18 protein-coding genes are annotated in these 20,267 nt (G+C 67.5%); 6 read left to right on the top strand and 12 right to left on the bottom strand.

Features of this window, described 5'->3' with window-relative positions:
• Positions 1-137 precede the first annotated feature (137 nt).
• Both AC56LR_RS06920 and AC56LR_RS06915 read right to left on the bottom strand, forming a co-directional pair.
• Positions 138-1,193 carry an alkene reductase gene (locus tag AC56LR_RS06920; protein WP_497128919.1) on the bottom strand — a complete coding sequence of 352 codons (1,056 nt, stop codon included), beginning with the start codon at positions 1,191-1,193 and terminating at the stop codon, positions 138-140.
• Positions 1,194-1,203: 10 nt separating this feature from the next.
• Positions 1,204-1,500 (bottom strand): ArsR/SmtB family transcription factor, encoded by a 297-nt coding sequence (locus tag AC56LR_RS06915; RefSeq protein WP_497128917.1) that lies wholly within the window; start codon positions 1,498-1,500, stop codon positions 1,204-1,206.
• Between the two features lie 166 nt (positions 1,501-1,666).
• On the opposite strand from AC56LR_RS06915, the gene sugE reads away from it, so the two are divergent.
• Positions 1,667-1,987: a quaternary ammonium compound efflux SMR transporter SugE gene (gene sugE / locus AC56LR_RS06910; RefSeq protein ID WP_497128915.1), complete on the top strand. Its 321-nt coding sequence runs from the start codon at positions 1,667-1,669 to the stop codon at positions 1,985-1,987.
• On the opposite strand, the gene AC56LR_RS06905 is transcribed toward sugE, so the two are convergent.
• On the bottom strand, positions 1,965-2,966 hold the full coding sequence (locus tag AC56LR_RS06905; protein WP_497128913.1) for a succinylglutamate desuccinylase/aspartoacylase family protein: 1,002 nt from the start codon (positions 2,964-2,966) through the stop codon (positions 1,965-1,967). The two genes, sugE and AC56LR_RS06905, sit on opposite strands and share 23 nt — an antisense overlap.
• A gap of 109 nt (positions 2,967-3,075) precedes the next feature.
• On the opposite strand from AC56LR_RS06905, the gene AC56LR_RS06900 reads away from it, so the two are divergent.
• Positions 3,076-4,215 carry an acyltransferase family protein gene (locus tag AC56LR_RS06900; protein WP_497128910.1) on the top strand — a complete coding sequence of 380 codons (1,140 nt, stop codon included), beginning with the start codon at positions 3,076-3,078 and terminating at the stop codon, positions 4,213-4,215.
• Positions 4,216-4,321: 106 nt separating this feature from the next.
• Here AC56LR_RS06900 and AC56LR_RS06895 read toward each other — a convergent pair whose 3' ends face one another.
• From AC56LR_RS06895 to AC56LR_RS06885, 3 genes are read right to left on the bottom strand one after another with little or no spacing between them, the layout of a single operon-like run.
• Entirely contained in the window at positions 4,322-4,858 is a 537-nt protein-coding gene (locus tag AC56LR_RS06895) for a hypothetical protein (protein ID WP_497128908.1), read from the bottom strand.
• Between the two features lie 20 nt (positions 4,859-4,878).
• Complete coding sequence (locus tag AC56LR_RS06890; protein WP_497128906.1) at positions 4,879-5,748, bottom strand: pirin family protein; 870 nt, start codon at positions 5,746-5,748, stop codon at positions 4,879-4,881.
• Positions 5,749-5,796: 48 nt separating this feature from the next.
• Complete coding sequence (locus AC56LR_RS06885; RefSeq protein WP_497128904.1) at positions 5,797-6,393, bottom strand: FMN-dependent NADH-azoreductase; 597 nt, start codon at positions 6,391-6,393, stop codon at positions 5,797-5,799.
• Between the two features lie 108 nt (positions 6,394-6,501).
• On the opposite strand from AC56LR_RS06885, the gene AC56LR_RS06880 reads away from it, so the two are divergent.
• Complete coding sequence (locus tag AC56LR_RS06880; protein ID WP_497128902.1) at positions 6,502-7,419, top strand: LysR family transcriptional regulator; 918 nt, start codon at positions 6,502-6,504, stop codon at positions 7,417-7,419.
• Here AC56LR_RS06880 and asd read toward each other — a convergent pair.
• Positions 7,416-8,246 (bottom strand): archaetidylserine decarboxylase, encoded by an 831-nt coding sequence (asd, locus tag AC56LR_RS06875; protein WP_497128967.1) that lies wholly within the window; start codon positions 8,244-8,246, stop codon positions 7,416-7,418. The genes AC56LR_RS06880 and asd overlap by 4 nt on opposite strands.
• A 171-nt stretch (positions 8,247-8,417) precedes the next feature.
• Between asd and AC56LR_RS06870 the strand changes: the two genes are divergently transcribed.
• The gene (locus AC56LR_RS06870; RefSeq protein ID WP_497128900.1) at positions 8,418-10,601 is read left to right on the top strand and encodes a TonB-dependent receptor plug domain-containing protein; all 2,184 of its coding nucleotides are present in this window, start codon (positions 8,418-8,420) and stop codon (positions 10,599-10,601) included.
• A gap of 322 nt (positions 10,602-10,923) precedes the next feature.
• On the top strand, positions 10,924-13,107 hold the full coding sequence (locus AC56LR_RS06865) for a TonB-dependent receptor plug domain-containing protein (RefSeq protein WP_497128898.1): 2,184 nt from the start codon (positions 10,924-10,926) through the stop codon (positions 13,105-13,107).
• Positions 13,108-13,111: 4 nt separating this feature from the next.
• On the opposite strand, the gene AC56LR_RS06860 is transcribed toward AC56LR_RS06865, so the two are convergent.
• The 5 genes from AC56LR_RS06860 to AC56LR_RS06840 form a co-directional block, all read right to left on the bottom strand.
• On the bottom strand, positions 13,112-14,401 hold the full coding sequence (locus tag AC56LR_RS06860) for a TCR/Tet family MFS transporter (RefSeq protein ID WP_497128896.1): 1,290 nt from the start codon (positions 14,399-14,401) through the stop codon (positions 13,112-13,114).
• A 50-nt stretch (positions 14,402-14,451) separates the two neighbouring features.
• A complete protein-coding gene (locus AC56LR_RS06855; RefSeq protein WP_497128894.1) occupies positions 14,452-15,138 on the bottom strand; it encodes an HD domain-containing protein in 687 nt (228 codons plus the stop codon).
• Positions 15,110-15,814: a ribonuclease HI family protein gene (locus tag AC56LR_RS06850; protein WP_497128892.1), complete on the bottom strand. Its 705-nt coding sequence runs from the start codon at positions 15,812-15,814 to the stop codon at positions 15,110-15,112. Before AC56LR_RS06850 ends, AC56LR_RS06855 begins: the two co-directional genes overlap by 29 nt.
• Positions 15,815-15,878: 64 nt before the next feature.
• Positions 15,879-16,511 (bottom strand): YXWGXW repeat-containing protein, encoded by a 633-nt coding sequence (locus AC56LR_RS06845; RefSeq protein WP_497128890.1) that lies wholly within the window; start codon positions 16,509-16,511, stop codon positions 15,879-15,881.
• Positions 16,512-16,696: 185 nt separating this feature from the next.
• Positions 16,697-16,912 carry a hypothetical protein gene (locus AC56LR_RS06840; RefSeq protein WP_497128888.1) on the bottom strand — a complete coding sequence of 72 codons (216 nt, stop codon included), beginning with the start codon at positions 16,910-16,912 and terminating at the stop codon, positions 16,697-16,699.
• A gap of 231 nt (positions 16,913-17,143) precedes the next feature.
• Between AC56LR_RS06840 and AC56LR_RS06835 the strand changes: the two genes are divergently transcribed.
• On the top strand, positions 17,144-20,221 hold the full coding sequence (locus tag AC56LR_RS06835; RefSeq protein WP_497128886.1) for a penicillin-binding transpeptidase domain-containing protein: 3,078 nt from the start codon (positions 17,144-17,146) through the stop codon (positions 20,219-20,221).
• Positions 20,222-20,267: the final 46 nt, after the last annotated feature.

Below are 20,267 nucleotides of genomic sequence, written 5' to 3'. Positions count from 1 at the left end.
CAAGAATAGCATGGGTGGGCTGTTGTTTACACCACATACATATCGGTTTGTAGGACGTATGTATGGGTGGGGAGGCTTTGGTGGTGTGCGGCTAACTTGGGGTCCAGCGGAACCCAAGTTAGTAGCGAACCGCTAGCTCAAGCCAGCGCCGGATAATCGATATAGCCTTCAGGCCCCGGTCCATAAAACAGCTCCGGCTTCGGCGCATTCAGCGGCGCATCCGCCTTGAAGCGCTTCGGCAGATCCGGGTTGGCGATGAACCACACCCCGAACGCCACCGCATCGGCTTCGCCGGACTTGATCAGCGCTTCTGCGCTTTCCTTGGTCAGCTTTTCGTTGGCGATGTACACGCCGCCGAATTCCTTCTTCAGGTGGGCGCGCAGGCTGTCGTCGCCGATGGCTTCCCGGGCGCAGATGAAGGCGATGCCGCGCTTGCCCAGTTCGCGCGCGACGTAGCCGAAGGTGTCGGCCGGAGTGGAATCGCCCATGTCGTGCGAATCGCGGCGCGGCGCCAGGTGCATGCCGACGCGGTCGGCTCCCCAGACCTCGATGCAGGCGTCGGTCACTTCCAGCATCAATCTAGCGCGGTTCTCGACCGAGCCGCCATACTGGTCCGTGCGCCGGTTGCTGGAATCCTGCAGGAACTGGTCGAGCAGGTAGCCGTTGGCGCCGTGGACTTCGACGCCGTCGAAACCGGCCAGCTTGGCGTTCTCGGCGCCCTTGCGGTAAGCGGCGACGATGCCCGGGATCTCGGACAGCTCGAGGGCGCGCGGGGTGGTGAAGTCGCGCATCGGGCGCAGCAGGCTCACATGACCCTTTGGCGCGATCGCCGAAGGCGCCACCGGCAGCTGGCCGTCGAGGAAATGCGGGTCCGAGATGCGGCCCACGTGCCACAGCTGCAGGAAGATGCGGCCACCGGCCCTGTGCACGGCATCGGTAACGATCTTCCAGCCTTCGACCTGCTCGTCGGACCAGATGCCCGGGGTGTCGGCATAGCCCACGCCCATCGGAGTGACGGCGGTGGCTTCCGACAGGATCAGGCCGGCAGAGGCGCGCTGTACATAGTATTCGGCCATCATCGCGTTCGGCACGCGGTCGCCGCCAATGGCGCGGGCGCGCGTCAGCGGCGCCATGATGATACGGTTCGGCAGTTCGAGTGCGCCAACGCGCAGTGGATCAAACATGGTCGTCATTGAAATACTCCTACAATCCGTCATTCAGTTGGCCGAGGAAGGCCTGGATGGTTTCCTCGTTACGTTGGAAGAAGATGAACTGGCCGACGCGCCGAGTGCTTACCAGGCCGGCGCGCTGGAGCGTCGCCAAATGGGCCGAGACCGTCGATTGCGACAGGCCCGCGCGTTGGTCGATCAGCTTGCAGCAGACGCCGAAATCGAGCGGATGCTCCTGCTCGGCGAAATACTGGTGCGGATCCTTGAGCCACTGCAGGATCTGGCGCCGTACCGGGTTGGCCAGGGCCTTGTGGATCGCGTCGATGTCCATGAGTTCTTCCTTGTATCGGGTTCTTTCGATCCGAATATCGTCATCTTACGATATTCAGAAAATCCTTGCTGGCGGACGGCCGTTTTACGGTGCAGGGCACGGCCGGGCCCGGTGGTATACTCGGCGCCCTCCGACACTAGGGCGCACACGCCGCGAAAGGTAACGCATGAGCTGGTTCTATCTCTTCATTGCCGGGCTGCTGGAAATCGCCTGGGCAGTCGGCCTGAAATACACCGAAGGCTTCACCAAACTCATGCCGTCGCTGTGGACGCTGCTGGCCATGCTGGGCAGCATCGGCATGCTGGGGCTCGCGCTGCGACAGCTGCCGCTGGGCACCGCCTACGCGGTCTGGACCGGCATCGGCACCGTCGGCACTGCGATTGCCGGCATGGTGATGCTGGGCGAGCCGGCCGGCGCCATGCGCCTCGGGGCGATTGCGCTGATCGTCACCGGCATCGTCATGCTCAAGTTCCTGTCGCCGGGCTGAGGTCTTGCTCCCGTCCGAAGCCTGGATTCGGGCGGGTCAGGTAATACCACTCGGAGTTGGCGTTCGCCTTCGCATCCGGGAACAGGATGCGCCCGGAGAATTCCGCCGTCACGGGCGTGCCGTCGGCGCGCACGCCGATCTCGTCGCCCTCGGTGACGGGATCGAAGCTCGCCCACTGGCGGGTGAAGCGGTCGGCCGCGTCCAGCTTGTCATGCACCACGACCATGGACAGCGCTTCCATCTCGTCGAAGGGGACCGGCTCCGGATCCGGCGCCTCGATCAGTTTCAAATGCGCCAGCGTGTTCATGATGGCGCGGTAGGCGACTTCCGGCGCGCTCGGGTCCTCATGCTGCCCGCATTCGAGCGTCAGCGCATAGCCGCCGGTGGTGCGCATGTATTCGGTGGTGCCCACACCGTAGCGCAGCACCGTCTCCAGCTCGGCCGCATCGCCGCGGCTGCGGCGCTTGACGCCGTCGCCATAGGCGGCCAGCCAGCCGTCCACGAAGCGTTTCACGCCCAGGCGGCGCGCCCATGCCCGTTCTTTTGCCGCGTGCTGGAACGGCTGCAGCGGGCCCGCGTTGTCGGGCGGCCCGACCATCACGAAGGGCTGGCCGCCCGTCGCGTTGAACGAGTGCAGGTCGAGCAGCACGTCGTGCTGGCCGAGCAGGGGGCAGAGCCAGTTGGCGATGTGGTCCTCGAAGTCCTGCGGGTCGTCCTTCGGGAACAGGTTGCGGTTCAGGTTGCGGTCGCCGTTGCGGGTGTTCTGATCAAAGGCCTTCGGGTTCACCACCGGCACGAAGGTGACGCTGCCGGCCGCGATCTGCAAGCGCCCGCTGTCGATGTCGCTCATGACGCGCAGGATGGCCTGGGTGCCGCAGATCTCGTTGCCATGGGTCGCGCCCATGATGATCACGCGCGGGCCCGAAGCCAGGGCGGTGTAGTTGACGGATTTGAACTGGTATTTGCTGGAAGAGGTCATTGCGGTGGCATGCTCGGGATGTCTCGGGTGCCGGTATTCTAGCGGACAAAGCTGGCATGCGGCGGGGCGCCGTGGCATCATCCGGCACTTCCGCATCCACAGCCCACGCATGCAGCACGCCACTTCCACCATTCGCGTCCACGGCCTCGACACCCTGCGCGCGCTCGCCGTTACGCTGGTGGTGCTGCACCATTACGTGCTGTTCGCGAGCGACGCGCCCACCTTCGGCTGGGTCGGCGAGATCGGCTGGGTCGGGGTGGACCTGTTCTTCGCGCTCTCGGGTTATTTGATCGGCAACCAGATTTTCGCGGCGATGAAGCGACCTGGCGGCTTCTCGCTGCGGCACTTCTACGCGCGCCGGCTGCTGCGCACGCTGCCGAATTACTGGGTGGTGCTGGCCTTGTACTTCCTGTGGCCCGCCTTTCGGGGATCGGCGCCGCTGCTGCCGCTGTGGGAGTACCTGAGCTTCATCCAGAACGTCGGGCTGGAGCCGGGCAGTGCGTTTTCGCACAGCTGGTCGCTGGCGATCGAGGAGCAGTTTTATATGCTGTTGCCGGCGCTCGCCCTGCTTGGTGCGGCGTGCAAGGGCTCGATCCGGCTGGCCTGGGTGGCGATCGCGCTGGCCTTTATCGCGGGAATGCTGATCCGCGCCGACTTGTGGCAGGAGATGGCGGGACAGAAGCATAAGCTTTACTTCTATTTCAAGTACATTTATTACTCGAGCTTATGCCGCTTCGACGAGCTGCTGGCGGGGGTGGCGCTGGCGCTGCTGCGCAACCATCATGCCGGTGCGTGGGGCCGGCTGACGCGGCACGGGAACCTGATGGGGCTGGCCGGGCTGGCGGTGTGCGGGGCGACGTTCTCGGGCTTCCTGGACGACCGGTATGGCCAATTCGTCACCGTGTTCGGGTTTCCGCTGCTCGCCCTGGGCTTTTCGATGTTGATCGTCGCCGCCGTGGCGGAAGGCTCGCTGCTGCGCGGCTTGCGGGTGCCGGGGGCGGGGCCGCTGGCGCTGTGGTCGTATGCGATTTATCTGCTGCACAAGCAGGTGTGCGTGCTGGGGGCGAAATGGATGGCGGGGCAGGGGTTCGGGGCGGAGCATCCTGTGACCATCGTGGCGATGCTGGCGCTGTCGGTGCTGACGGGGTGGTTGTTGTACAAGCTGGTGGAGACGCCGTTCATGTGGCTAAGGGAGCGGTATGTGCCGAGTAATGCTTTGCATCCGGATTCACGACAACGCACCATGTAATTGAACGCGCGGCCGGGAAACCCGGCCACCCTACGGATGCCCTTGTAGGGTGGGCGGGTCTCCCGCCCGCGCGTTCAACCGCCTTCAAATTCGTCGCAAATCATATTCAAACCCGCGCTTCGATCACCCCAAACGCCGCCGGCGCATCCGCCAAAAACGCCAGCAAAGCATTGGCCTGCACCTGCGGCTCGAACCTCGCCGTGTCGAGAATCGCCTGCCGCAACCCCGGCACCGTCTCCACCGTATGCGGACTCCGATACGCCGCCACCAGCAGCTGCGCCAGGTCCAGCGGCGCCCCGTGCCCACGCCGCAAGCGCTGTTCGATGAGCGCCAGCAGCGCGCGCTGCATGCGCGGGGTTGGATTCAGGATTTCGCCGAACACCAGAGGCGTGTTGGCGATGGCTTCGCACAGCGTGTGCTCGATCGCGTCGGGCTTCATGTCCGAGGGGATGTCGAAGTAAGCCTTGTTCCAGCGCGTGCGCGCATAGGCATGGCCGGGCGGGAAGGAGTCGACCGTCTCCAGGCCCAGCGCGCGGCTGGCGCGCGAGAGTAAATCCGAAACAGTATCGATCAAGGGCATGATGGGAAGCGGTGCGAATACGTCATGCCGGCAGTGTAGCGCAAGCGGGAAGGCTGCGTGCATGCAGTCTTCCCGCCAGGGTGTTACGCGAAGCGCCCGGCGCGGAAGTCGTCGAAGGCCTGGTGCAGTTGCTCCGTGGTGTTCATCACGAAGGGCCCGTGCTGGGCGATCGGTTCGTTCAGCGGCCGTCCGGCCAGCAGGATCAAACGCGTCGGCTCGACTGCCTTGATCCGCACGCCGTCGGCGCCGGCGGCATTGTCGAGGATCGCCATGCGCGTCTTGCCCACGGCCTTGCCATCGACGACGACTTCACCGCGATACACGTAGAAGAAGGCGTTGTGCCCCTGCGGAATCGGCTGCTCGAACGTGACGCCGGCCGGGATCTCCAGGTCGAGGTAGAGCGGCGCCGTGGTGTCGCGCTGCACCGCCCCGGCCACGCCGTGGGTCGCGCCCGCGATCACCTGCACCGTCACGCCATCGTCGTTGGTAAAGCGCGGCACCTCTTCGGCCGGGATGTCGCGGTACCAGGGCGCCGTCAATTTGTCCTTGGCCGGCAGATTGAGCCAGAGCTGGAAGCCTTCCATCAGGCCCTCGCTTTGTTCGGGCATTTCGGAGTGGATCACGCCGCGGCCGGCCGTCATCCACTGCACGCCGCCGTTCGTCACCAGGCCCTCGTTGCCGGCGCTGTCGCGGTGGCGCATGCTGCCGTTGAGCATATAGGTGACGGTCTCGAAGCCGCGGTGCGGATGCTCCGGGAAGCCGGCGATGTAGTCGCCCGCCTTGTCGCTGCCGAAGGCATCGAGCATCAGGAAGGGATCGAGGCGGCGCTGCAACACGCCGGTCAACACGCGGTTGATCTTCACGCCCGCGCCGTCCATCACGTACTGGCCGTTGACCAGGCGTTCGACGCCGCGCGATGTCGCGATCGTGGCGAATGTGGTTTGCTCGGTCATGCTGTTCTCCTGTTGGTTGATCCATTGTTGCACCGCCCCGGGGGCGGGTCAGGCCAGTGCCGCTTCCACCGCCTCGTTGGCTGCCTGCTGGCCCTTGGCCGCCGCTTCCTGCCCCATGTTCAGGCCATGCGAGTAAATGAAGGTATGGTCCTTCAAGCCCAGGAAGTTCAGCAGCATGCGGATGTGCGGCACCTGCGGGTCGGCGTCAGGCGGGTACACGCCGCCGCGTGCGGTGGCCACATACACCTTCTTGTTCGCCAGCAGGCCGACAGGTCCGGTCTCGGTATAGCGGAAGGTCACGCCCGAGCGGGCGATCGCATCGAACCAGCCCTTGAGCTGGGCCGGCATGCCGAAGTTGTACATCGGGGCGCCGATCACGATCACGTCGGCGGCCTGCGCTTCCGCGATCAGGGCGTCGTCCAGGGCCACGCGGGCGGCCTGCTCGGCGGAGCGCTGCTCCGCCGGGGTGAACAGCGCGCCGACGGCGGCGCCGTCGAGCAGCGGGTGCGGCTGGGCGCCGAAATCGCGGCGCACCACGCTTGCACCCGGGTTGGCGGCGAGGAGCTTGTCGACGACGAGATTGGTCACGCGGGTCGTTTCCGAATCGTTGCCGCGGACGCTGGAAGTGATGTGCAGGATGTTCATGGTGTGTCCCTTTGTTCGAAGAGTGAAGCGATGGACCCACTGTAACGGTTCCATAAACGATCTGGAAGCCAGTAGAATGGATAACATTATCCTGCTGGTGGAACAATCATGGATGTCGAACCGAATGATTTACTGCTGTTTGCCCGCATCGTCGAGGCGGGCAGCTTCAGCCGCGCCGCCGAGCGCGTGCAGCTGCCCAAATCGACGGTCTCGCGGCGCATCGCGCTGCTCGAACAGAAGCTGGGCGAGCGCCTCTTGCTGCGGACCACGCGCAAACTGGTGGTGACCGAGTTCGGCGCCAGCCTGCTCGAACACGCGCGCAAGGTCGTGGAAGAGGTCGAGGCGGCCGGGGCCCTGGCCCAGCACCGCCAGGTTGAACCCAGCGGCAAGCTGCGCATGTCGGTACCGGGCGACTTCGCCAACAGCGGTCTGCACGAGGTGATTGCGCGCTATATCGCGCGCTACCCGGCGGTGTCGGTCGAAATGGACCTGTCGCCGCGGCGGGTCGACCTGATCGCGGAAAACTTCGACATCGCGATCCGTATGGGCGATCTGCCGGACGATGCCTCGCTCAATGCGCGTCCGATCAACCTCGAATACTTCGGGCTGTACGCCTCGCCTGGCTACCTGGCCCGGCACGGCCTGCCGGAACATCCGGACGATTTGCTCGAACACGATTTGCTGTGCATGCTCAATCGCAGCGGCGCGGCCCCAACCTGGGTGCTCACACGCGGCAAGATGAAATGGGAACGGCAATTGGCGGCGCGGCTGACCGCCAATTCGCCCGACCTGCTGGCGCGCATCGCCTCGCGCGGCGCCGGTATCGCGGGCAGCTCGCAGACTTTTGCGAGTCCCTACCTGGCGACGGGAGAACTGGTGCGGGTGCTGCCGGAATGGGATTTGCCCGTGGCCAGCGGCTGGGCAGTGTTCCCGGGGCGCCGGCTGATGCCGGCCAAGACCCGGGCCTTCCTCGATTTGATGGAAGGGGAGTGCCGCGAGCGCGGACACCGCCCGACCAGCGTTTAGGCGGGGCGATTGCCCATGGTCTCGCCCAGGCGCACCGAACGCTCCGGCGCCCACTCGCCATTGAAGGCGATCGCGCCCTTCTTGAACAGCATCACCACGGTGGAGCCGAGCAGGAAGCGGCCCATTTCTTCGCCTTTTTTCAAGCTGACCTGGCCCGGTTCGTAATTCCACTCGCAGATGCGGGTCATGCGCGGCGGGTTCACCACGCCATGCCAGGCGGTGGCCATGCTGCCGACGATGGTCGCGCCCACCAGGGTCATCACGAAGGGGCCGTGTTCATCGGACTCGAACACGCAGACCACGCGCTCGTTGCGGGCGAACAGGCCCGGCACGCCGCGCGCCGTGGTCGGGTTCACCGAGAACAGCTTGCCCGGCACATAGATCATGCGCGTCAGGCGGCCGTCGCAAGGCATGTGGATGCGGTGGTAGTCCTTCGGGCTCAGGTAGAGGTTGGCGAAGTGGCCGTGCTGGAAGTGCGCGGCCAGTTTCTCGTCGCCGCCGACCAGTTCCGCCGAGGTAAACTTGTGGCCCTTGGCCTGGAAGATGTGGTGGTCATCGATGTCGCCGAACTGGCTGATGGCGCCGTCCACCGGGCAGACGAAGTCGGCTTGCGCCAGCGGGCGCGCACCGGGGCGCAGCGGGCGGGTGAAGAATTCGTTGAAGCTGCTGTAGCTCGCGACGTCCGGATTCGCGGCCTCGTCCATGTTCACGCCATACTTGCCCACGAACCAGCGGATCAGGCGGGTCGTCATGGCGCCGCCCTTGGCGCCGGCGACGCGGCCGGCGAAGTTGGTCAGCGCCGTCTTCGGCATCACATACTGGGGCAAGACTTTTAAACGGGACACTTTGATGGGCCTCTGAATATTGGTTCGATGGCGAATTATAACGGCGTTAATGTATGGGAATGACATGTTTCTCGCTGCATGCATATGCGATTTACCGCGACAATAGGAATTGCTTCTGGGACAATGTCGGCCCCTGCATCCGAGAAGCACGACATGACCCGTATTTACCCGATCCGCCTCGGCCTGCTTGCCGCCGCCGTCAGCCTCTGCCTGCCCGCGCTCGCGCAGGAGGCCAAAACGGCCCCGTTGAAAGCCGAGTCCCTCAAGGAGGGCGAGGGCAAGAAGATCGAGCGGGTGGAAGTCAAAGGCACGGCGGACAGCTATGACCCGCGCCGCGACGACACCGCCAGCAAGGTCGTGGTGAACAGCGACGAGATCACGAAATACGGCGACACCAGCGTGCTCGACGTGCTCAAGCGCGTGCCCGGCATCACCGTCAACAGCGCCAACGGCCGCGGCGGCGAGATCCGCATGCGTGGGCTGGGCAGCGGCTACACGCAGATCCTGGTGATCGGCGAGCGCGCCCCGGCCGGCTTTTCGATGGAGTCGCTGGCGCCCGATTCGATCGAGCGCATCGAAGTGCTGCGCGCGGCCAGCGCCGAGTTCTCGACCCAGTCGGTGGCCGGCACCATCAACATCATCCTCAAGCGTTCGGTCAAGAACCGCCTGCGCGAGCTGAAGCTGGCGGCCCAGGCGTCCAGCATGGGCTTCGGCCCGAACGCCAGCCTGCAGTTGTCGGATCGCGACGGCGGCTTCTCGTATTCGGTGTCGGCCAATGCCGCCCAGGACCGCTTCGAGAACGTGCCGCCTGGCCTGGACTTCATCGTCGCGCCGGACGGCCGCACCACCTTGCTGCGCACCAGCACCATGGCACAGGACGGGGGCTTTACCTTCCTGAACATCAATCCGCGCCTGAACTGGACGCTGGCCAACGGCGACACCATCACCTCGCAGACCTGGGTCAACAACAACCGCTTCCACAACGACCTGCGGCAGCTGACGAAAACGCTGATCGGCACGCCGGCGCCGCAGCCCGACCTGCTGCACCGGACCGACAACGAGGGGACCTCCCTGCGCTCGGACCTGAGCTGGACCCGCAAGTTCGAGAGCGGCGCCAAGCTGGAAATGAAACTGGGCGTGTCCGCCGGGGAGGCCGCCAACCAGGTGCACCGGCGCGCGCCGCAGCTCGATACGGTGATCGTCAATGAAAGCAGGGACCGCGGCATCAACTCGACCGGCAAGTACACCCGCACCCTGGATGCGGGCCATGCGCTGGCCTTCGGCTGGGACGGCGGCCTGGACACCCGCGACGACGAGCGCCGCGAAGCGCGCCTGCTCGGCGGGCCGCAGCCGCTGGACGAATTCGCCGATGCGCGCGTCAAGCGCCTGGCGGTGTTCGGCCAGGACGAGTGGAACATCACGCCGCAATGGTCGATGTACCTGGGCGCGCGCTGGGAGGGCATCCGCACCCATGTCGAGGGCAATACCTTCGGCACGGCGAGGAACGGCTCCAACGTCTGGAGCCCGATCATGCAGACGCTTTACAAGATCCCGGGCGCGAATGGAAAGAACGGCGACCAGTTCCGCCTGGCCCTGAGCCGCACCTACAAGGCGCCGAACATCGGCAACCTGAGCCCGCGCCGCAATACCAACGAAAACAACAGCCCGACCCAGCAGGACTACCAGGGCAACCCGAACTTGAAACCCGAACTGGCCTTCGGCATCGACCTCTCGTACGAGCACTACTGGGCCGAAGGCGCGCTGGTCTCGGCCAGCGCATCAATGCGCCGCATCAGCGACTTCACGCGCTTCCTCACCTATTTCGACGGCGAGCGCTGGGTCCTTACCCCGAGCAACCAGGACAGCGCCGTCACGCGCACGCTCGAAATCGAGACCAAGTTCCCCCTCAAGGCGCTGATGAAGGACGCGCCGGCGGTGGACCTGCGCGCCAGCGTCAACCGCAACTGGTCGCGCGTCGACTCGGTGCCGGGGCCCGGCAACCGCCTCGACCAGCAAACCCCGCTCACGGTCAACCTGGGCGCCGACTACAAGCTCGGGGCCTGGACCACGGGCGGCAGCTTCGCCTTCCGCACCGGAGGCCTGGTGCGCTCCTCGCTGAACCAGTACGCCTATTCCTGGGCGCGGCGCGACCTCGACCTGTACGCGCTGTGGAAGATCGACCCGAAGCAGCAACTGCGCGTGGCGCTGGCCAATGTGCTGAACGAGGACTACCTGGCCGAGAACATCTACCGGGACGAGCAGATCGGTGCGCAGACGCGGGCGGTGATTTTCCCGAACAGCGTACGGGTGCGGGCGACGTATGAGGTGAAGTTCTAGGCTGCCTTATCGTGGGTGTGGCTTGGCCGCGTGCCCGATGCATTAGAGTTCGCCGGGAATCGTAGGGTGGGAAGGTCTCCTGCCCGCGCGGTGATAGTTATGGGATGAATAGCCGCACAGGCAGCAGCACCGTGATTTGGACGCGCGGGCGGGAGACCCGCCCACCCTAGAGCAACCGGGCTTTCGATGCCTGCCACTGAAGGGGGGAACTGTGAACTGCTATGTAATAGCAATAAAATATACCTAACAATGTTTACAGATTGCTCAGTCCTAGCATATAGTCATTCGCATAAGCCGAATAACTATTTCCGGAGACTGGTAAATGACCTTGTTGCGCCCCCGTTGCCTCGCCCTCATCATCGCCGGGCTATATGCCCCGGCATTCGCCCAGGAGGCGCCAGGCAGCGCTCCGGTGCCGCAAGTGGAAGTCAAGGGCAGCAGCGAGACCTATGACCCGCGCCGCGACGACACCGCCTCGCGCATCGTGCTCAATCGCGAGGAGATCGCGCGTTATGGCGACACCAGCGTGCTGGACGTGTTCAAGCGCATTCCCGGGGTGACGGTCACCATCGGCGCCGGTCGCAGCACCCAGGTGCGGATGCGCGGCCTGGGCGCGGGCTATACCCAGATCCTGGTCAACGGCGAGCGCACGCCCGCCGGCTTCACTCTCGACAACCTGTCTCCCGAGACCATCGAACGCATCGAAGTGCTGCGCGTGGCCAGCGCCGAGTTCTCGACCGCGGCGGTGGCCGGCACCATCAACATCGTGCTGCGCAAGACGATCAGGAAGCGCGAGCGCGAGGCCAAGCTGGGCTACCTGTTATCCAACGACTTCCGCGGGCCGACCTTCAGCAGCCAGCTGGCCGAGCGCGGCGACACCTCGTCGTGGTCGCTCACCGCCAGCGGCAACCACGACGCCCTCGACCGCGAATGGAGCGGCTTCGAAGAGAACATCGGCCCTGGCGGGGTGGTGGACATGCGCCGCACCACCTTCGCCCAGGAACGTGGCCACATGAACCGCCTGAACCTCGGCCCCACCCTGAACTGGACCCTGGACAACGGCGACAAGCTGGCCTGGGAAACGGTCTTGAACAGCAGCAGCTTCCGCAATAATCCGGAACCGCGGGTGACGACCCTGGTCGGCCCGCCGCCGCAGACCCCGGACCTGCGGATCTTCGGGGAATTCGACGACCGCATGGCCAAGTCCGACCTGCGCTGGGCGAGGGAGCTGCCCACCGGCGCCAAGCTCGATGCGAAGCTGGGCCTGGAGTGGTCCTCGCGCAAGATGTTCGTGCGCCGCCTGGGACGGGACGGCGCCGGCTTGCCGGAATCGGACGGCTCGACCCTGCTCGATACCCATACCCGTGGCGCGAATTCGACCGGCAAGGCCACGCGCACCTTGGAAGGCGGCCATGCGCTGTCGCTCGGCTGGGACATCGGCGTGAACGCGAGTTCGGACGTGCGCGTCGAACGCGACCGCCTGCGCCTGCTGGCGCCCGGGCAGCCCCTGGGTACGCCGCTGGACGAGCATTTCCGCGCCAGGGCCGTCCGCGCCGCGCTCTACGTACAGGACGAATGGACCCTCGATCCGCAGTGGTCGGTCTACCTCGGCAGCCGCTGGGAGGGAGGGCGCACCCGCGTCTCCGGCAGTGGCTTCGAGCCGACCCGGATCGACTCCGGAGTCCTGAGCCCGATCCTCCAGGCCTTGTACAAGTTCGCGGACAAGGATGGGAAGAAAAGCGGCGACCAGCTGCGCCTGGCCCTGAGCCGCACCTACAAGGCGCCGGACCTGTACAGCCTCGTGCCGCGCCGCTCGGCCTGGGAAAACAACAGCGCCACCGAGGCCGATTTCGTCGGCAACCCGGACCTGAAGCCGGAGATGGCCTGGGGCATCGACGCCGGCTACGAACATTACTGGGCCGAGGGCGCGATGGTGTCGGTGAGCGGCTCGGTCAAGCGCATCGACGACTATACGAGCAACCGCATCTATTTCGACGGCCTGCGCTGGATTTTCACGCCGGTCAACGATGACCGCGCGATGCTGCGCACCCTGGAAGTCGAGACCAGGTTCCCGCTCAAGTCCCTGTTGGCGAATGCGCCGGCCATCGACGTGCGCGCCAGCGTGAGCCGCAACTGGTCGCGGGTCGAATCGGTGCCGGGCCCGAACAACCGGATGGAGCAGCAGACCCCGCTCACGGCCAATGCGGGCGCCGATTACAAGTCGGGCGCAATGGCGCTGGGGGCGAGCGTCGCGCACCGGCGCGGCGGGCCGATCCGGGTGGCGGTGAACCGCGGCTTCTACAACTATGCCCGCACCGACCTGGATGCCTACGTGCTGTGGACCTTCAATCCGAAGCTGAAGTGGCGGGTGGCCTTCTCCAACCTGCTCGGCGAGGACGGCGGCTTCGAGGTGTCATATGCGGACCCGGTGCGCGGCCTGGAAAAACGCAGCTGGGCCTATCCGGGCGGCGTCAAGCTGCGCACCACGCTGGAAATGAAGTTCTGAGGCCTCAGGCGGTGTTGCGGCCGGCCGGCGCTTCTTCTTCCTGTGGGCTTTCTTGCGGCCCGGCGTGGACGTGGTGCTTGCGGAAGTAATGCCAGGCCACGAAGATCGCCACCGCCTGCATCGCCGCGCACAGCAGGAAGTGGCTGCCGATGCGCCAGTCGCCGGGTGGCAGGTGGCTGACGCCGGCCAGGATCGCAGTGCCGACCAGCGGCGTGATGATCACGCCCAGGCTGCTGATCGATTGCAAGGACCCCATGAGCTCACCCTGCTGGTTGGCCGGGGTGGTCTTCGAGATGATGGCCTGCAGCGCCGGCCCGGCGGCGAAGGCCAGCACATTGCACAGGATGATCGCGTACATCATCCAGCCTTGCGTAGCCAGGCCATACCCCACGAAGGCGAGCGCGCCCGAGGCGATCCCCAGCAGCGACAGGCGCACTTCGCCGAAGCGCCGGATCAGCACCGCAAGCAGGCCGGCCTGCACCACCGCCGAGACCAGGCCCACGCAGAACATGGCCAGACCGTTGTCGCGCGGGGTCCAGCCGAAGCGGAAGGTGGTGTAGAGCACCCAGGTCGACTGCAGCATCATCTGGCCGAAGGTGATTAGGGTGACGACGACGACCAGGCCGCGGATGTCCTGGCGCCGCACCAGGCGCAGCAGGGCTGCGAGCGGGTTCAGGCGCGCCCAGGCGAAGGGCGCGCGCTCGCCCGGCGCCAGCGATTCGGGCACCATGAAGTAACCGTAGACCAGGTTGGCCCCGCTCAGCAGCGCTGCCACGTAGAAGGGCAGGTGCAGGTCGTTGTTGCCGAGCAGGCCGCCGAGCATGGGGCCGCAGATGAAGCCCAGGCCGAAGGCGGCGCCGATCTTGCCGAAGCTCTTGGCGCGGTTTTCCTTGGTCGAGATGTCCGAGGCATAGGCCGCGGCCACCGACATGCTGGCCGAAGACATGCCGCCGATGATGCGGCCGACGAACAGCCATGCCAGACTGGGCGCCCAGGCCGTGACCAGGAAGTTCAGGCACATGCCGCCCATCGAATACAGCAGCACTGGGCGGCGTCCGACGCGGTCGCTGAGCGCGCCCAGGGCCGGCATGAACAGGAATTGCAGCACGCCGAAGGTCGCCGCCAGCCCCCCGAACCACAACGCGTGGTCTTCCTTGGCCGTCACGAACTGCCCGACCAGCAGCGGCATGACGGGGACGATCAGCCCGATGCCGAGCATGTCGATGAAGATGCAGACCAGGACGAAATTGAGCTTGCCGGTGCTGGACGTCTGAAGCGCGCTGGTGCTGGTCATGCTGGCCTCGGGTTGGGGTCAAGCGCCAATCTTAGCACTGCACTATGCATTCAGGAATCTTTTGCTTCACCCCATTCGGCGGCAAATTCGGTGCGGAAGGATTCCAGCAGTGCCAGGCGGGCCAGGCCCAGCGCGCGGCCCGCCTCGGTCTGCATCTTGCCGGGCAGGGTGGCCAGCTTGGCCGCGATATGGTCGAGCGAATAGGCGCGGTCGTCCAGCGCGCGGCTGGTCGCCAGCGGGTCGTCCGGATGGGCCAGGCCGCTTCCCATGCGCCCGGCGGTATAGAACATGCGCGCCAGGCCCACGGCGCCGAGGGCGTCGAGCCGGTCGGCATCCTGCACGATCTTCGCTTCCAGCGATTCGGCCGGGATGTTGGCGGAAAAGCTGTGCGTCTCGATCGCGTGCGCCACCGCGTCCAGCTTCTCGGGCGGGAAGTTCAGCCATGCCAGCTGGTGGCGCGCCAGCTTGGCCGAGCGGCGCGAGGCCTGGTCGCGCGCCAGGTCGTCCTTCGGCACGTTGACCAGGTCGTGCAGGTAGCAGGCCGCCATCACGACGAGCGCGTCGGCCTCCGGATGCTGCTCGAGCAGGGCCTGGGCATTGCGCCAGACGCGTTCCAGGTGGTTGGCGTCATGGGCGCCGTCGCCCCCGCTGCCGCCCGCGGCAAGCGCGGCCAGGCGCGGGCGCCAGCTGGCGAGGTCGGTATCGGGTTCAGGAGGCGTGTTCGGCGCTTGGTTCATGCGGTTCTTCGTCAAGGAGGGAAAGGACGGCGCGCTGCGACAGCGCGTCGGCGCGGGTGTTCTTGTGGCGCGGGATCCAGCGCAGAGTGGCGCCAGGCAGGCGTGCGAGCAGCGCGCGTGCTTGTGCGCGGTAGGCCGCCAGACTGGGGGCGCCGGCGCAGTCGGGGCTATTGATGTCGTCGATCACCACCTGGCTGTCGCCGTGGATCGCGAGCGGACCCGCGCCATGCGCCACGGCCGCTTCGAGCAGCGCGATCAGGGCCAGGTATTCGGCTTCGCTGCTGTTGCCATAGCCGCAAGCGCGCGACAATTCGGACAGCACGCCGCCGGGGCCTTCGAGAACCGCGCCGATGGTGCAGCGGCCGGGATTCGGGTGGGCGGAACCGTCGAACCAGGCGCGCCAGTCTGGCGCTGAGGCGGGCGCCTGGCGGCGGGCCGCGGAAGCGGCGGCGCGGGCACGCCGGACCGCGGCCTGCATCTCGCCATGCTCGCGCGCTGCCGCACGGGTACTTAACAAATGCTCAAGGCCCGCGGTGCCGGCGCGCAGGCTCAGGGTCGTGCGCAGGGCTTCGGCCTGGGGTACGCCAGTGCGTTCGGCAAGCTTGCGGCTGGCGGCGAGTTCTCCCTTGAAGGCGGCGGCAAGAAGGCTGGCGAAGTCGGCGTCACGGTCGGTCATGGGCAGGAGCATAACAAAAAGGCGCCCGAGGGCGCCTTTTCCATTCCGGACCCGCTAGAGCGGATTAACGGCGGTACGGATTGTTCGGACGGTCGTCCCAGCGGTTACGCACGCCGTCGCCGTCGCGATCACGGTCGTACTCGTTGCGGATGCCGTCGTTGTCGAGATCGCGGTCGTAGCGGTTCGGGACGCCGTCACGGTCGGTATCGCGGTAGCCGTTGCGGTCGTGGCGGCGGCCGTCGCGGTAGCCATCGCGGCCGTCACGGTAGCCATCGCGGCCGTCACGGTAACCGTCGCGGCCGTCACGGTAGCCGCCGGCATACACCGGCTGGTAGTCGCGGCGCTCGAAGCGGTCGGGCACGCCGTCGCGGTCGCGGTCACGGCCGCCGTGCTGACTCCAGCGGCCCGGTTCCATGTGCCAGCGGCCCTGGCGCTCGCGCCAGGCCGGCGGTGCATACACATAGCCTGGACGGGCGACGATGTAATGGCCCGGCACCCAGTGGTGACGGTGGCCGCGCCACTCCCAGTAGCCGGGAGCCCAGACGTGGCCATGGCGTGCGACGGGAATGCGCTCGTACATCGGTTCCGGCGGGGCCGAGCCGATATACAGTTGGAAGTCGGATTGCGCCAGGGCCGGCAGCGGCGCGAAGGCGGCGCCAATGGCGATCAGGGCTGCAAGGGTCAGAGTGCGTTTCATGTCGGTCTCCAGATCCAAAATGGATGACCCACTATATCGCCGGCGGTGCGGGAAATGGAGGCTTGAAGCGGATGCTTACATCTGAAACAGATGGGGGTGGGAATTGCTGGGGGCGCTGATACAAATGGCTGTGCTGCGAGCCGCCGGCTGTCGCCCTTGCGCGACAGCCGGGCGGCCTGCGGCACTCATCCACGGCTCCCTGCAGCCTGTTTTTCTTCGTCAGTGAGGCGTTTGGCGGTCACGGTGACCACGGCCACCTTGTCGCCGCTGGCAACCAGGGCGGTATCAAGGCTGTAGTTGCGGGCCTGCGCTTCCGGGATGCTCTCCAGCAGGTAGCTGCCGGAGACGGCGAGGCAGATCGCGGTGACGAAGACGGCTTCCATATGCTTCATGACGTTCATGGTATTTCTCCCTGGAGCTGGTTGTCGACGGCTTGTCGATGTGTGCAATGTAGGCCAGGGCCGCACGCGCCGCGAGCCGATTGCGACGAGACGCGGAAAACGCGGAACAAGCTGTCGAAAAGCCCACGCGAACGTGCGCACGCCATGCGTGCAATGGATGGTTTTCAGCATCCCCCCGCTAGGCCTGGTCGATGCGGCTCATCCAGGGCTGCGCCAGCCAGCCGAGCCTCGATGACAGCCACTTTCAGCCAACTAGCCGGACAGATCGCCACCACCCGCACCGCCTGGCGCCGCGCGCGCAACCTGCGTGCGGGCACGCGCCCGGCGGCGGGGCGGCGCGTGAAGCTCAACCTGTGGCTGCTGCTCGCCGGCCTGGCCGTGCTGCTGGGCGGCGTCGTGCTGGCGCAGGCGGCGCGCTCGTTGTCCGCCGCTGCCGGCGGCGCCGCGCCCGAAGGGGCCTCGGCGCTGGCCGGGCTCCAGCCACTATTAGGGGGCGTCACCATCCGGGTGCCGGGCGAACCCGGGATCGCCCTCAGCCAGCACGGCGGCGCGGCCCTCGTGGTGGCGTCCGGCATGCAGGCGCAGGCGCCGGTGCGGATCGATCTCTGCACCCAACTGGCCGACCCGCGGCGCCCGGCCCTGCTGCCGCTGCGGATCGGCTATCCCTTCAGCGCGGCCTCGGGGGTGTCGGCCCGCAACGCCCTGGTCGCCGCGCCCGGCTCGACCATGCCGCGCGTCGAATTGCGCGGCGATGCGCGCGGCGCCCTGGGCCTGGGCTGGCACGGGGGCGCGGGCAAGGCCGCATGGATCAGCGACGCCGGCAATGGCCGGGTGCTGCGCGGCGCAAACGGCGAGGGCCGGCTGGGCCAGGCCGGCTGGCTGGTCTGGAAGGAGGGCGCCCTGCGCTTCACGCGCCGTCCAAGCCGCACTTGCGCGCAGGCGGGCGAGCTGCTCGTGCAGCGCTACGCGCCCGGCGCCGGCGGGGCCGCCCTGGTGCAGGCCTTCGGGGTGGGCACGGCCTTGCCGGCACTGCGTCTGGCGCCCGGCGAGTACCGGGTGCCGGCGGCCGCGCCGCGCGGGCTGGAAGATGCGCGGCTGTTCGAACGCCTGCAGGAGCAGGGACTCATCCGCCTGGGGCCGGGCGGTCTGGCCGAGATGGCGCCGCGCGACCTCGGCGCATGGCAGGCCGCGGAGCCGGAGGGGCGCGCTCCGCTGCCGGGCTGGGAGGGCGTGCGCCTGAGCGAGGCAGGACGCAAACTGCTCGACCGTTTGTACTACCGCGCCGACGGCGCCTTCGTGCGCGAGCAGGTTCGGGTATTCAACAGCGAGCGCCGCCTGCTGGCCTGGCGGGTCCGCCCCGGCAACACCGCACAATGGCAGGCCAGCGTCGCCGGCACGCCGGTCGCCCAGCTCGATACGCTGCCGGTGGCCGCCATGCGGCTGTTCGCGCGCCTGCCGGAAGGCTGGGCGCCATGGCGGCGGGTGGCGGCCTGGGACGATGGCGGCGCCAAGGGCGCGGCCGTGCTGGCCCTGGACGCTGCCGGCCCGGTCGAGCTGCTGCTGGCCGGGCGGGTGCGCAAGATTGCCGGCGCCACGGCCAGCATCCGCGGCGAATGCGATGGACGCGCCTGCCCGGACCGCGGCGCGGTACAGCACCTGCGCCTGGCGCCGCAGCCGGGTGCGCGGCGCATCGTGCTGGAAGTGGAGCCGCTCGACCTGGGCGCACTCTCCGGCAATGCCGACGCTGCCTACCGTCACCTGCGGGTCGACGGCGGGAAACTAAGCTGGCATGCGCTGCCGGTTGGCGAAGTGGCAGCGCACGCGGCGATGGCCGAAGTGCGGCTGGCCGACCGGCATGGCGATACGGTATGGAGCGACGGCCTGGCCAGTACGGCCGCGCAGGCGGCGGGGCTGGGCACGCTGCTGGGCGTGCACCGCGATCACGCGTCCAGCGTGGCGGGCATGCTGGCGCGCATTCCCGGGCCGGCGCACGCAGCCCGCCTCACGCTCGACCTGCGCCTGCAGGCGGCAAGCCAGGCGGCGCTCGACTGCATCGGCATGCGCCAGGGGAAATGGGATGGCAGGCAGTGTGCCGGCGGGGGTGGTGTCCCGGCCGGACGCCAGGGCGGGCTGGTGTTGCTCGATGCGGGCAATGGCGACGTGCTGGCGGCGGCCGGCCTTGGGGCCGGCAGCGTCGCGGCCGCGCGCTGGCCCGAAGTGCGCGATTTCGACCGCGCCGACCCGGCGCGCAGCCCTTTGCGCCTGCCGGCGTTCCAGCACGACGGCGGCGCACACCGCGCGCCCGGCTCGACCTTCAAGGTGGTCAGCGCGCTGGGGCTGGAAGACGCAGCGCGCCGCGACAAGCGGCTGGAGCGCCTGCTGGCGGGCATGCTGCTCCCCGACATCGACCGCCAGGCCCAGGTGCAAGGCTACGGTTTCCGCACCGGCGCGCCGAGCTACCCGGTCGACGGGGGCGCGCGCATCACGAATTTCCGCGAGCAGCTGGCCGGAGCCCGGGCGAGCGAAGGGCGCCTGGGGCTGGCGCAAGCCATGACCCACAGCGTCAATACCTGGTTCGCCTGGACCGCCGAACTGGGCGACCGCAGCCTCGGCGGCCAGGCGCAGGGTGGGGCGCCCGGGGTGCGCGAGATCGAGCCGGGTGCGCTCGACGCCGTGCGTCCGGTGGCCGGCATGGCGCGCAAGCTGGGGTTCGGCACGCCGCTGCGGCTCGACGGCGGCCTGCTGCCGGCAAGCTTCCGCTGGTCCGGCTGGGATGCCCTGCAGGGCAGCGCCGCGATGCTCGATCCGATCCAGACCCGCCACGAAGTGCGCCAGATGGCCATCGGCCTGCGCATGCAGGCGACCCCGCTGCAGATGGCGCTGGTGGCCGCGGCGGTCGGGCAGGGCCGGCTGGTGGCGCCGCGCCTGTTGCTGGAACTCGACGGGCGCGAGGCCATCGCCCAGCCCGGAGCGGAACTGGGCGTGCGCCTCGACCGCATCCGGGCCGGCATGAAGGGCGTGGTCGACGCCGGCACGGCGGCCGGCGCCTTCCGCGCCGGCGAATTCGACCGCCTGCGCCCCGGCCTGTTCGGCAAGACCGGCACCGCGCCCACCGGCGAGGACGGCATGGCGACGGTCTGGTTCATGGGCTGGATCGAGCCCGGCACGCTTCCCGGCCAGACCCGGCGACTGGCCTTTGCGGCCTTTGTCAGCGAATCGCGCCTGACGGGCGGCGCCCATGCGGCTCCCATCGTCGCCGCGCTGCTGCGTTCCATGCAGGCCCGGTCGCCCGAACAGAAGCCGGATTAGCCTTCTCCTGCGCGCCTCGAAGATGTGTTTGTATGGCATCATCTGT

It is taken from the genome of Telluria sp. ZT3P39 (assembly GCF_059685935.1).
Note: the sequence above shows the minus strand (reverse complement) of the source record. Positions and strands in the feature narration are given on the sequence as shown.